Raw genomic sequence first — 14,077 nt, 5'->3', positions numbered from 1 at the left:
TCAGGTTGATATCAAAGAAAATAATATCAACCCAACCAATAGATTAATGACTTAAACGTGCCAACTGTTCGAAGTAATCAGGAAAAGTTTTTGCAGTGCAGCCGGGATCCAAAATTGTTACTGGCGTATCTGATAATGCAACTAACGAAAAACACATTGCAATACGATGGTCGTTATAAGTTTCAATTTCAGCATGCTGTAATTTTTTCGGTGGAACGACACGAATATAATCATGTCCTTCTTCCACTTCAGCGCCAACTTTTCGTAACTCTGTCGCCATCGCATATAACCGGTCGGTCTCTTTTACTCGCCAGTTATAAATATTACGAATAACCGTTTCGCCTTCAGCAAACAGAGCAACCGTTCCAATAGTCATTGCAGCATCAGGGATCGCATTCATGTCCATATCAATACCTGTCAACGTTCCGCGTTCACACTCAACGTAGTCATCACCCCAACGAATAGTCGCGCCCATTTTTTCTAATACGTTGGCAAATTTAGTATCCCCTTGCAAACTATTACGCCCAATTCCTGTTACACGCACTACGCCTCCCTTAATGGCAGCCGCAGCGAGGAAATAAGACGCTGATGAAGCATCACCTTCTACTAAATATTCACCTGGTGATTGGTATTGTTGCTGCCCTTTGATAACGAAATGTTCATATTGATGATTTTCGACATTAACACCAAATGTTTTCATTAATGCTAACGTGATATCAATATAAGGTTTAGAGACTAACTCGCCAATAATTGTAATTGTTGTATCTTGCTCTGCACGCGGAGCCGCCATTAACAATGCAGTTAAAAACTGGCTGGAAACAGACCCATCGACTGAAATTTGACCACCGATAAAACCACCTTTCAATCGTAGTGGCGGGTAGTTTTCCTGCTCTAAATATTCAATTTCTGCGCCACCTTCCCTTAATGCATCGACCAAATGCCCAATTGGGCGCTCTTTCATGCGAGGCTCACCCGTTAAAATAATATTATTGTGACTTAGTGATAATGCAGCAGCCAGTGGGCGCATTGCCGTTCCGGCATTGCCTAAAAATATCTCTAGAGCATTTGGATGAGATAAGTTTCCGCCTAAACCTTCCACACGACAACATGTTTTATCTTCCGATAGTTGGTAGCTAACGCCTAACTGGGTTAATGCATTCAGCATATGGCGAATATCATCACTGTCCAATAAGTTAGTGAGTGTGGTCGTTCCTTTAGCCATCGCTGCTAATAATAGTGCGCGGTTTGAGACACTTTTTGACCCTGGCAAATTAATTGTGCCGTTAATTGAAGAGATAGGTTGTAATGTCAGGGATTGCATAAAAAGCAGTTTCTCCAGTGAAGTTTTGCAAGTAAATAAAATCTGGCTCTATTTTCTTTTAAGTCAAATGTAAAGAGCACAAATAACCGACTGAACATCCTATTTCAGTCGGCAAATCTCATTATTGAGCGTTATGACGTTCGAAATCAGCCATAAAATCAACCAAAGCCTGTACACCCGCTAATGGCATCGCATTATAGATTGACGCACGCATACCACCAGCCACTTTATGGCCTTTTAGAGAAAGTAAGCCTTGCTCTTTGGCTCCATCAATAAATTTCGCATCAAGAGCCGGGTTTTGCATTTGGAACGGTACATTCATCCAAGAACGGTTTTCAACCGCAACACGGTTAATGTAGAACTGGCTATCATCAATTGCATTGTAGAGTAATTGTGATTTTTCATAATTACGCTTAGCCATTTCTTGCAAACCACCTTGTTCTTTTAACCATTTGAAGACCATCCCCGCAAGATACCAAGCAAAGGTCGGTGGGGTATTAAACATTGAATCGTGTTTTGCTAATACCGTGTAATCAAATACAGATGGAGTCTGAGGCGAAGCTTTACCGAGCAGGTCTTCTCGGATAATAACGATAGTTAATCCAGCTGGCCCAATATTTTTTTGAGCTCCCGCATAAATGACACCATAACGACTTACATCGATCGGTTTAGATAAGATAGAAGAGGAATAGTCAGCAACAATAATTTTATCTTCAGGGAAGTCAGGTTCTTCATGAATAGCTAAGCCACCAATGGTTTCATTTGGGCAATAGTGGACATAAGCGGCATCATCACTTAATGGCCATTCTTTCATGGGTTTTAAACTCACAACACCGTCTTTTTCTTCAGTAATTTGAATTACATTAGGTGTGCAGTATTTTTCAGCTTCTTTTGCTGCTGACTCTGACCAATAGCCACTCACAATATAGTCAGCGGTCGTTTTATCACCTAATAAATTCATCGGTAATGTAGCAAAATGGGCTCGAGCCCCACCGTGACAAAATAAAACTTTATAGTTATCAGGAATGTTTAATAGATCACGTAAATTTTGTTCTGCTTCTGTTGCCACTTCGATAAAGTCTTTTCCGCGATGGCTAACTTCCATGACAGAAACGCCTAATCCCTTCCAATTACAAAACTCTTGTTCAGCACGACGCATGACTTCAACAGGTAGCATAGCTGGGCCTGCACTGAAATTATAAACCTGACTCATTGACCTCACCCTATCCATCTTCAATTATGGTTAATAAAATTCACTCAGATACTTAAAGTTGTACCACTCCAAGCCTTTAGCTGCAACGGTTATTGTCAGCAAGCCCAAAAATGAAAGGGGGGTTATTTTTTGATAATGGGAAAAAGAATTTTGTTAATCTTGTCACACTCTCGACAAGCACAATTTTATGGAGAAATTAACAATAAATAAGCGATAATATCCCGAATTACATCATTGCGCTGTATTTCGGGATATTCATTGAAATGTCTTTTATAAAAAATTAAAAAATTAGCGAATAACTTTGCTTACGATCTCAATCGCTTCTTTTTCTATTTGGCGTAAATGCTCTTCTCCGCGGAAGCTTTCACAATAAATTTTATACGCTTCTTCCGTGCCTGATGGTCTTGCTGCGAACCAGCCATAATCAGTCATGATTTTTAAACCGCCAATTGGTGCATTATTACCAGGGGCAGCAGTTAAACGCTGTGTAATTTTATCTCCAGCCAATGTATCTGCTGCAACCATTTCCGGTGATAATTTACTTAGCTTCGCTTTTTCCTCGTGAGTCGCTTTCGCTTGAATACGGTTGTAAATCGGTGCGCCAAATTTCTTAGCGAGGTTATTATAACGTTGCTGCGGGTTTTCACCCGTAACCGCCGTAATTTCTGCAGCGAGTAAGCAAAGAATGATACCGTCTTTGTCTGTTGACCAAGGTGTGCCATCGAATTTCAAAAATGATGCCCCAGCACTTTCCTCACCGCCAAAACCTAGCTGGCCGCTGAATAACCCATCAACAAACCATTTGAACCCTACTGGTACTTCAACTAATTCACGCCCTATATCGTTAACAACACGGTCAATCATCGCACTTGAGACAAGGGTTTTCCCTACCGCAACATTTTTTCCCCACTGAGGGCGGTGTTGGAATAGGTAGTCGATTGCCACAGCAAGATAGTGATTTGGGTTCATTAAACCATCGGGGGTGACAATGCCATGACGGTCATAGTCAGGGTCATTAGCGAAAGCTAAATCAAATTTTTCTTTCATCCCAAGCAAACCCGCCATTGCCCAACTTGATGAGCAGTCCATACGGATGACACCATCATGGTCTAAAGGCATAAAACGGAATGTTTGGTCTAATTGGTCATTTACGATTTCAATATCTAATTGATAATATTCAGCAATTTTTTTCCAGTACTCAATACCAGAGCCGCCTAGAGGGTCAACGCCAATTTTTAAACCAGACTTAGCAATTGCTTGCATATCAACAACTTCACCTAATGCAGAGACATAAGGCATAACCAAATCTTTCTGAATGACGTACTCACTCGCCATCGCACTATCAAAGTTGGTTCTTTTAATTCCTTCAAGGTTATTGGCTAGCAATTGGTTAGCATTTTTCTCAATGACAGACGTTAAATCGGTATCTGCCGGCCCACCATTCGCAGGATTATATTTAATACCGCCATCTTCAGGTGGATTATGTGATGGTGTAATAACAATACCATCCGCAACATCTTGATGTGATTGGTTATAACTTAAAATGGCATGAGAGACAGCAGGCGTTGGGGTAAATCCATTATTTTCCTGAACAATAACATGAACTTGATTTGCCGCTAAGACTTCAACCACAGTGATAAATGCCGCTTCTGATAACGCATGGGTGTCTTTCCCCACAAAACAAGGGCCTGTTACGCCTTGCTTTTTGCGTAAATCAGCTATCGCTTGTGCAATAGCTAATATGTGGCTTTCATTAAAGTTTTTACGCAATGAGCTACCACGATGCCCTGATGTTCCAAACCTAACAGCTTGAGATGCATTTCCAGGTTGTGGTTGCTGCGTATAATATTGAGCGGTTAATTGAGCGACATTGATCAAGTCACTTTGAAACGGAAGCTGCCCTGCACGTTCATGTATTGTCACTTGTTTTCTCCCAAAGCACTGATGCTTTGTTATCAACATCAGTGGCCTTTCAGTTTTTAAATAGTATTACAAACTTTTTCAATCACATTGGTTGGAAATTGCATTTCCTGCATAATCGCATCAACCATACTACGTTTACGATTCGTGTTCGTATTTGTGATCACCCAATACGGTGTCCCAGGAATATGGCGAGGCTTAGATTGTTTACCGGCTGCAAGTAATGTTTGCTCATCGCCAGCAAAATAAATACGAGTTCGACCATGCATTAACTCTGTTGCACTCGCAAAACGATTCGCATCTAAACTATATAAAGTAGATAAAATCAACATAAAGCGGTCAATCGCTTTATTTTTTTCTGCATAAGCGTCAGATAACAGGAGCTCTCTAATGACCCTAACAGGATTTAATGCAACAGCAGGTATACTCGTCGCAGGTTCAGCCTTAATAACAGCATGTTCCTGACTCATTTCTTTTGCTTGTACTGGCTGCCCGGATTTGAAATTTAACATACGGCGCAAAATATCCGATGCACTTTCACCGATATGCTGTGTATGGCTCGCAATATAGCGGTAAAGCTCTTCATCAACGTCTATCGTTTTCATTTTTTCCCAGTACTTATTTAACTAAAATTTGCGGTGTGATTATAAGACAGATTTAAAAAAAACAAAACAATTAAAATTTCAATAACTTAAAGTAAACATTATTCTAAGTTCGAAGATAATTCAGTAGGTTATCATGCCATTACTTTCAGTATTTCACCTCCGTGGCCAAATTCAATTTTCTCAAATTTACTGGCGATGATCCTCTTAGTTATCGCCCCATTAACTTGCCTCAACCAAGATTGCAGTTTATTTGACCATTTGGATTTTACTCAGAGCCGTGACATGATAAGACCACATGTACCGCTGACGAATTGATCAAACAAATATGACTGTATTACTTAACCATACTATTCATAAACCTGAAAATCCAATCTCAAATAGCCCAGTAGTACTCATCCATGGGCTATTTGGTGACCTCAACAACTTAGGTGTTTTAGGGCGTAATTTACAACAATATTTCGATACGATTCAAATTGATGTTCGTAATCATGGTGACTCATTTCGTGATGAGCAAATGAGTTACCAGCAAATGGCTCAAGATGTTATTACATTAGTAAAATCTTTAGGTTACGAAAATGCTATTTTAATTGGCCACTCAATGGGGGGGAAAATTGCCATGGCAGCAACCGCAATAGCCCCTAATTTTATTGATAGCATCGTTGCGATTGATATGGCGCCCGTCGCTTACCAAGTCCGTCGTCATGATAAAATATTTGCAGCTCTTGATGCGGCCATAGCAAAAAATGCGAAAACTCGCCAAGAAGCTACCGTGATTATGCATGATTACATTAATGAGGATGGCGTAATCCAATTTCTGCTTAAGTCGTTTAAACAAGGTGAGTGGAAATTTAATTTACCCGCTCTCAAAGCTAATTATGAAAGTATTATTGGTTGGGAAACAGTACCTGCTTGGGACAAACCCGTGTTGTTAATCCCCGGAGGAAACTCCCCCTATGTGCAAGCTGAATATAAAGAACAAATCGCACAACAATTTCCGCAAGCCAAAGCGTGGGTTGTCGCTGATACAGGGCACTGGGTTCATGCAGAAAAACCAGACCATGTTTTAAGAGCTATCCATCGTTTTTTATCTATCCCCGAATAATTAATTACATTTAAATATAGATATTGAAAAGACATATAACTTTTCAATATCTTTAAATATATTTGTAGTTAAATATAATTTCTTTATTAACTACATAATAAGACTAACTTCAATACACAGCGAATTACAAACCCTGTATTATCCAAATTCCACCCTATTTTATTGTTATCTACTGTATATTTTATTAATACACAGTTTAATTTTAAAATTAAAATAACTTAAGGAATTTATTAATATAGAAAATGGATAGTCTCAAATCAGAATCGACATTATACTTTATTAGTGTTATTGCTAAGTTGTCAGGGGGAATAAACCCTAAAGAACTAGAACAAGCACTCAATAAACCTATTGGTTACAATGAAAAACTTGACATTATTAAATCAAAGTACTCCATTCGCTGTAGGAATAAACATCAGAAAAATAAAAATCTAACTAAAATAGTTTGCCCTGCTATTTTATATAATGTCAAAGGAGAAGCCTTTCTATTAGCTAACCGCAACCAAGAGCAAGTGCTCGTTCAGCAATTTGGAAATACCCCTCCCGAAATATGGAGCATTGAAGAACTGAATCAACAATGGAGTGGCCATTGGTTACAGGTAAGCCTTAAACAGGGGCAATTTGACATCACTTGGTTCCAAGTTGAATTTATGAAATATAAATCCATTATTTTGTGGGTTTTATTCTTTTCATTTATATTGCAAATCCTCGCATTAGTATCCCCTATAGTTATGCAAGTTATTATGGATAAGGTGCTCGTTCACAATAGCTTAGTCACCTTGGATGTTTTAATTTTTGGGTTAATGATAGCAGCACTAATAGAAGTGACGTTGAAAGGGTTACGTGAGTACATTTATCATCATACAGTTAATCGTATTGATATGACACTTGGCTTAAAACTGGTTAATCATTTACTTAGACTACCTATTCCCTTTTTTAAAAGTAGGCAAATAGGTGCGATTGTTACCCGAGTGAAAGAGCTCGAAACTATTCGTGAATTTTTAACCAGTAGCTTTTTCACTCTATGTGTAGATGTATTATTTTTATTTGTATTTATTTTTGTGATGAATTTAATCTCCACAACACTCACAATAATATTTCTGTGTTCTATTCCATTTTATCTTTTATTAGCTTGGTGGTTAACGCCTAAAATTGAATCGGCAGCACAACAACAGTTTACCAACATCGCCATCAATACCTCTTTTTTGACTGAAAGTATTAATGGAATCGAAACCGCGAAAAGCTTATCCGTAGAACCAAATTTTACTCGTCGCTGGGACGGTCAAACCTCTGATATGAGCCAAACTAACTTTGTATCAGGGCAAATAAGCTCGCGTTCTGAACATTTGGTGATGGCTATTGAAAAAATCACCAGTGCGATTGTTTTGTGGGTTGGCGCCTCTGAAGTTTTAGCATTGCAAATGACGATTGGCCAGCTTATTGCCTTTCACATGATGGTTAGTCACGCTAATCAGCCTCTCATCAAACTCACTAAACTATGGGGGGACTACATTCGAACCCGTGTCGCTATCGAAAAACTATCCCAAATTATCAACTTACCTATCGAACAATCTCAGCAAGAAAATAAATTGCCCCTTCAAGGGCATTTAAATTTAAAAAATATTTCGTTCCGTTACCAACCAAACATGCCGTTTGTTCTAAAAAACTTTAATTTAAATATTAAAGCGGGAGAAACCATTGGCATTGTCGGTACGTCCGGGTCAGGTAAAAGTACCCTTGCTAAATTGTTACTACGGCTCTATACCCCAGAGAGTGGCGCCATTTTTGTGGATAACACGCCCATATCCGCGATTAACTTACACTCCCTTCGTCAACAAATTGGCATTGTGCTGCAAGAGAATTTTTTATTCAGCCAATCCGTTTTTCACAATATTGCTCAAACCTCACCGGATGCTTCCATGGACGAAGTCGTTCATGCGGCCAAAATGGCGGGAGCACACGATTTTATTTTGAAATTACCCAAAGGTTACGACACCGTTCTTGCCGAGGGAGGAACATCCCTTTCTGGCGGTCAACGCCAACGCATTGCTATTGCTCGAACACTACTCTCTAACCCTAAAGTGATTATTTTTGATGAGGCAACTAGCGCGTTAGATGACGAGTCCCAAGCCGTTATTCAAGAAAATATGCATATTATTGCAAAAGGAAGAACCATCATCACAATTGCTCATCGCTTATCAACCATTCGCCATCACCAGCGGATCATTGTGATGCAAAATGGGGAAATCATTGAGCAAGGTAGCCACCAGCAACTTATTGAACAAGGTGATTTTTATAAACACTTGTGGACTCTACAACAGTCTCTGAAATCAGACATGGACGTAAAATGAAACATCGATTAGATAAAAACCGTTATAACAGCTTTTTGCCTTCACACTTGGCAATATTAAAGACACCACCGTCTTATTTGGCTCTATATGTCGCTATTTCTATTGGTATAGGCGTTTTTCTTGCCGTGACTTGGTCATTTTTTGGCAAATTGGATATTCAAGCAACGACTCAGGGGAAACTGATTGTTTCGGGACGAACACAGTTAATTCAAGCGTTTGAATTAAGCCGTTTAGAACATATTCATGTTACTGATGGGCAAGTAGTAAAACAAGGGGATCCTTTAATTACTGTCAATGTGCTCGGCGTTGACCAAGATATCCTAAGTTTAAATTATCAACATAACTTCCATGTATCTGAAATACTAATTTATCAATCATTGATTTCACAACAGCCCCTTGAACAATTACCTTTATTTAGTCAATTAACTGAAACAGAACAGAACAATACGCGGGCTAGCTTTCAAACACAAAAAATAGAATTTGATTCATTAATTAATGAACTTAACAATGAAATTCAATTAAATATTGTTAATCAACAAGCTAGAAAAGATGAATTACTAACCATCAACTCCCTCATTGTGAACATCAAAAAGCGCCTTGATGCACACCATTCGTTAACAGAAAAGCAGTTAATCAGCCAGAAAGAGTTTTTAGAACAAGAGCGGGAACTATTAATCGCTAAAAAAGAAAAAGTCACCAAATTATCTGAGTTATCAATTCTAAAAAGCCAGCATCACGCCTTAAATGAAAAGATGGGCAGAATGAAAGCACAAAAAAACCAAGAGTGGGATGAAAAATACAAACAAGCCGACTTTAAGCGAGTTTCTCTTGAACAAGAATTATTAAAAAATAAAGAGAGGAATCAATTAGAGATTATACGAGCTCCCGTTGATGGCACTATTCAGCAGCTTGCTACACATACTTTAGGGGCTGTGCTACAACCGGCACAGCAGTTAATGGCGGTAGTTCCTAATAATCATGTTCAATTAGCTGAAATTAAAATCTTGAACAAAGATATTGGGTTCATCTATGAAGGGTTGAGAGCAGAAGTGAAAATAGATGCTTTCCCTTACACTCGTTATGGCACGGTTGAAGGTGAAGTGATTTCCATATCTCGTGACAGTACTCTCGATGAAAACCTTGGATTAGTATTCTTAGGACAAATCGGTCTTAATCAAAAAGAACTACTCGTCGATGGTGAGTCCATTGAACTGACTCCCGGTTTATCCATTGTAGCTGAAATAAAAACGGATAAACGTCGCATTATTGATTACTTGCTCAGCCCTATCAATGAATACACCTCAAACGCGATGAGAGAGAAATAATCGATGGAACAATTAAATAATCATGGCTTGGATGCTTTAGTTTGGGTGGCTAAATATTACCAAAACAATGTTTCATCTGATCAACTCAGGCATGCAATTGGTATGCAAACTTTATCCCCTACTGAGTGGGAAATTAGAGAATGCGCACATACATTAGGGTATGAAACCGAGCTTATTACCGCGCAATATACACAATTAAGCACGCTGCCTTTACCTGCTTTAATCTATGTAGCGGGTTTTTGGCAAGTTATTAGCCAAGAAAATGAACTGGTACTCATAAACCCCGCCAATGACGAACAGGAACCCATTCATAACTCTACTGTACTTCCAGAAACTGAATTTGACGTATTACTCATTAAAGAACAATTAGAGCCCGAGCAAAAAAAAGCCTTTGGCTTTAGTTGGTTTATTCCCTCTATTTTGCGCCAACACGTTAAATTACGAAATATTTTTATTCTCTCTGCCATTATTCAGCTTTTTGCCTTAATTAGCCCTTTATTATTTCAAAATTTAATCGACAAAGTGTTAGTTGGACGCAGTCTCTCAAATTTGCATGTCATTGCATTGGCAATTTTTGCCATTGCTGTTGCAGAGCCGATATATGGCTTTATTCGTAATAAAATTTTTAGTCATAGTAGCAGCCAGATCAGCGCTGAATTATCAGGCAAAATTTATCGCCATTTAATGGCCTTACCTCTAAATTATTTTAAGCTAAGACCAACCGGTAAAATTATCGCAAGGATCCGTGAATTAGCCCATATAAGGCAATTCTTAACGGGTTCAACTCTGATGCTATTTATAGACTTTATCTTTGTCATTCTTTTTGTCGCGGTTTTATTTTCCTACAGTAGTTTGATGACTTGGATTTTATTAGGCTCTATGGGGGTATTCTTTGTTTTATGGATGGTCCTAGGCCCAATTATTCGCCAGCAAACTGAAAAATCCTATCAAGCCGATGAAAATGGTCTCACATTTCTTACTGAAAGTATTACTGGGATTGAAACCATAAAAACGACAGCAACAGAAAAGTACTTTAACCAACGCTGGAAAAAAATATTTAGTAAACAGCTAACTCAAAGCTTTAAAGTTTCAATGCGCAGTGAGGTGGCCTCTCAATTAATGACATTCGTGAGCAAAATAACTACCGCAATCCTTTTGTGGGTTGGTGTCAAAGAGGTGCTAAATGGTGGGATTTCGCCTGGCGAATTAGTGGCATTTAATATGCTAAGTGCGCATGTTACACAGCCTGTGTTGCGGTTTGCCCAAGTTTGGCAAGATTTCCAACACACCATCATTTCATTACGTCGAGTGGGAGATATTCTTGATGAGCCCGTAGAAAATGAACGTAAGGGGATTGCAAATACGTCAAATATTCACGGAAAAATCGAGTTTCAAAATATTCGCTTTCGTTATCAACCTGATACGCCCGAAGTTCTCAATAATTTGTCATTAACGGTTAATGCAGGTGAATTTATTGGCATTACCGGCCCTTCAGGTTCCGGGAAAAGTACCCTAACAAAGTTATTACAACGACTTTATGTCCCACAGCACGGGCAAGTTATTGTTGATGGTATGGATCTCGCGGTTGCAGATACCGTTTCATTACGCCGAAAAATGAGCGTCGTATTACAAGAAAGTACCTTATTCGTCGGCTCTATCGCTGATAACATTCGATTAAGTCATCCACAAGCGACTGATGAACAAGTTATTCACGCAGCAAAATTAGCTGGCGCTTATGACTTTATAATGTCATTACCTGATAATTTTAGTTACCCCTTATCAGAAAAAGGCTTAAACCTTTCAGGCGGTCAACGCCAACGAATCGCACTTGCGCGTGCTTTGCTCACCGAACCCGATATTTTAATTCTCGATGAAGCTACTTCCGCACTCGATTATGAATCAGAAGCCGCCATAATGGAAAATATGCCATTAATTACTCAAGGAAGAACCGTTATTAGTATTGCACATCGGTTAAATACGATTATGCACGCAGATAGGATATGTGTAATTTGCCAAGGAGAAGTACACGAAATGAATTCACATGAAAACTTACTCAAATCAAATGGCTTATACGCCAATTTATGGTACCAACAAACACAATAACGCGTATAAAAAAGCATCACGGCTATAACAAGTGGTGCTTTTTTACTAAAAGTGCTCACTTTACAACCAATTAAACCAAATCATCATAGATGAAGCTATAGCACAAGGGAATTAGCTAGGGTATCATGGCGCGCTGAATTACTGGCACACCCTTTTAGCAGTTATAAACATGGCAAAAGAACAAACAGATCGAACTACGCTAGATTTGTTCGCTGAGGAACGAAGGCCTGGGCGACCTAAAACAAGCCCGCTATCACGGGATGAACAATTAAGGATCAACAAACGCAACCAACTGAAACGAGATAAAGTGAAGGGATTGCGCAGGGTTGAATTGAAGCTGAACGAAGAAGCTGTCGCGGTATTGAATCAGTTAGCTGAAGATAAAAATATAAGCCGTAGTGAATTGATCGAAGAAATTTTAATGTCACAACTTGAGCATGTCGATACATCAATACTCAAATAACGTTATCTTGATAAATCACACAAATTTGACAGACTTAGCAACATTTTTTCGCCAGAATAAGGCGTAATATTCTATCTATTTTCGTTCTAAATGGGCTCTAGAAAGCAAATTATCGCCTCTAGCTCTCTTAGAAAAACAAGAGGTTAATCACTTTATGGCAGTCATAGGCATTTTCTTCGGAAGTGACACAGGTAACACAGAAAATATTGCCAAAATGATCCAAGAAAGATTAGGCAAAGATGTAGCAGAAGTTCACGATATCGCAAAATGTAGCAAAGAAGATATTGAAGCTTTTGACATTCTACTTCTCGGTATTCCAACTTGGTATTATGGTGAAGCCCAATGTGATTGGGATGATTTCTTCCCTACTCTCGAAGAAATTGATTTCGAAGGTAAACTTGTCGCCTTATTTGGTTGTGGAGACCAAGAAGACTACGCTGAATATTTCTGTGATGCTATGGGTACGATCCGCGATATTATCGAACCTCGTGGTGCTGTTATTGTTGGCCATTGGCCAACAGAAGGTTATCACTTTGAAGTATCCAAAGGCATGGCAGATGACAACCACTTTATTGGTTTAGCTATTGATGAAGATCGTCAACCTGAGCTAACAGATGAACGTGTTGATGCATGGGTAAAACAAATCTCTGAAGAAATGTCTTTAGCTGAAATTTTAGGCTAATAGTTCATATAAAGAACCCTTACCCATAGATTGCACCACTGTTTTGCACAAAATGAATCACCTAAACCAGTGGTGTGAACTAAAATAACCGATAAGGTATCCTAATAGGATAGGTTCTCAAGAGATTATCAAAATAATGAGACAATGCATGGTTTCTATTTTTATTTTCCATGCCTATAATTGTAAATCAGTTTAGAAGACAACTGTATTGATGTTAAAAATGTCTCATTATTGTTAAATTTATGATTTAAGATACAGGACAAACCCGCATGACAGACAACAATAAAGCATTGAAAAATGCTGGACTCAAAGTCACTCTTCCAAGATTAAAAATTTTGGAAGTACTTCAAGAGCCTGAGTGCCACCACGTCAGTGCGGAAGATCTCTATAAAAAGCTGATCGATATGGGTGAAGAGATCGGGTTAGCAACCGTATACCGCGTGTTAAACCAATTTGATGATGCTGGTATCGTAACCCGTCACAACTTCGAGGGGGGTAAATCTGTATTCGAGTTAACTCAGCAACATCACCATGACCATTTAATCTGTTTAGATTGTGGAAAAGTGATTGAGTTTACTGACGAATCCATTGAAACTCGCCAAAAAAATATCGCTGCTCGCCATGGCATTAAGCTATCTAACCATAGTTTATATCTATATGGTCATTGCGCAGACGGTGATTGCCGTGATAATGCTGACGCACACGAAGCAAAAGAGTAATAGTATTCAACCATCGTTGATAAAGCGTAATGGTTAAAAATACCAAAACCCTGATAATAAACTTTATCAGGGTTTTTTATTTTAAGTATCGATATTTTTTCAATCGATTAGTGATAATTTCTGGTGAATAACTTAAATTTAACTATTTATCACTAAAATTTTTAGTTAGTAAAAATTTCCCCTAGAAACTATAATAGTTGCAATTCAAATCAAAACCTTTATATTATTTCACCGATGAATATATTCTATTATCTAGAATTACACTTACATATCAAA

11 protein-coding genes are annotated in these 14,077 nt (G+C 38.5%); 7 read left to right on the top strand and 4 right to left on the bottom strand.

Annotated features, from left to right (window positions below; translation table 11 throughout):
* Positions 1 to 43: 43 nt before the first annotated feature.
* The 4 genes from aroA to seqA form a co-directional block, all read right to left on the bottom strand.
* Complete coding sequence (aroA, locus tag PR800_RS00825; RefSeq protein WP_102138479.1) at positions 44 to 1,321, bottom strand: 3-phosphoshikimate 1-carboxyvinyltransferase; 1,278 nt, start codon at positions 1,319 to 1,321, stop codon at positions 44 to 46.
* Between the two features lie 121 nt (positions 1,322 to 1,442).
* On the bottom strand, positions 1,443 to 2,534 hold the full coding sequence (gene serC / locus PR800_RS00820; protein ID WP_102138478.1) for a 3-phosphoserine/phosphohydroxythreonine transaminase: 1,092 nt from the start codon (positions 2,532 to 2,534) through the stop codon (positions 1,443 to 1,445).
* A 288-nt stretch (positions 2,535 to 2,822) separates the two neighbouring features.
* Complete coding sequence (gene pgm / locus PR800_RS00815; RefSeq protein WP_272529961.1) at positions 2,823 to 4,457, bottom strand: phosphoglucomutase (alpha-D-glucose-1,6-bisphosphate-dependent); 1,635 nt, start codon at positions 4,455 to 4,457, stop codon at positions 2,823 to 2,825.
* A gap of 56 nt (positions 4,458 to 4,513) precedes the next feature.
* Positions 4,514 to 5,059, bottom strand: coding sequence for a replication initiation negative regulator SeqA (gene seqA / locus PR800_RS00810; protein ID WP_102138476.1), 546 nt, complete (start codon positions 5,057 to 5,059; stop codon positions 4,514 to 4,516).
* A 325-nt stretch (positions 5,060 to 5,384) separates the two neighbouring features.
* Here seqA and ybfF point away from each other — a divergent pair, with 325 nt between their 5' ends.
* From ybfF to fur, 7 genes are all read left to right on the top strand, one after another.
* Positions 5,385 to 6,161 carry an esterase gene (gene ybfF / locus PR800_RS00805; RefSeq protein ID WP_102138475.1) on the top strand — a complete coding sequence of 259 codons (777 nt, stop codon included), beginning with the start codon at positions 5,385 to 5,387 and terminating at the stop codon, positions 6,159 to 6,161.
* Between the two features lie 242 nt (positions 6,162 to 6,403).
* Positions 6,404 to 8,509, top strand: coding sequence for a peptidase domain-containing ABC transporter (locus tag PR800_RS00800; RefSeq protein ID WP_272529960.1), 2,106 nt, complete (start codon positions 6,404 to 6,406; stop codon positions 8,507 to 8,509).
* Positions 8,506 to 9,834, top strand: coding sequence for an HlyD family type I secretion periplasmic adaptor subunit (locus tag PR800_RS00795; protein WP_231068403.1), 1,329 nt, complete (start codon positions 8,506 to 8,508; stop codon positions 9,832 to 9,834). Before PR800_RS00800 ends, PR800_RS00795 begins: the two co-directional genes overlap by 4 nt.
* Positions 9,835 to 9,837: 3 nt before the next feature.
* The gene (locus PR800_RS00790) at positions 9,838 to 11,937 is read left to right on the top strand and encodes a type I secretion system permease/ATPase (RefSeq protein WP_272529959.1); all 2,100 of its coding nucleotides are present in this window, start codon (positions 9,838 to 9,840) and stop codon (positions 11,935 to 11,937) included.
* A 169-nt stretch (positions 11,938 to 12,106) separates the two neighbouring features.
* Entirely contained in the window at positions 12,107 to 12,400 is a 294-nt protein-coding gene (gene ybfE / locus PR800_RS00785) for a LexA regulated protein (RefSeq protein WP_102138471.1), read from the top strand.
* Positions 12,401 to 12,554: 154 nt separating this feature from the next.
* Positions 12,555 to 13,082: a flavodoxin FldA gene (gene fldA / locus PR800_RS00780; protein ID WP_004256261.1), complete on the top strand. Its 528-nt coding sequence runs from the start codon at positions 12,555 to 12,557 to the stop codon at positions 13,080 to 13,082.
* Between the two features lie 269 nt (positions 13,083 to 13,351).
* Complete coding sequence (gene fur, locus PR800_RS00775; protein WP_004256285.1) at positions 13,352 to 13,801, top strand: ferric iron uptake transcriptional regulator; 450 nt, start codon at positions 13,352 to 13,354, stop codon at positions 13,799 to 13,801.
* The last annotated feature ends 276 nt before the right edge of the window (positions 13,802 to 14,077 follow it).

Origin of the sequence: Providencia sp. PROV205, from assembly GCF_028479505.1 — a bacterium.
Classification (GTDB): Bacteria; Pseudomonadota; Gammaproteobacteria; order Enterobacterales; family Enterobacteriaceae; genus Providencia; species Providencia huaxiensis.
This window is presented reverse-complemented; position numbering and strand designations above follow the sequence as displayed.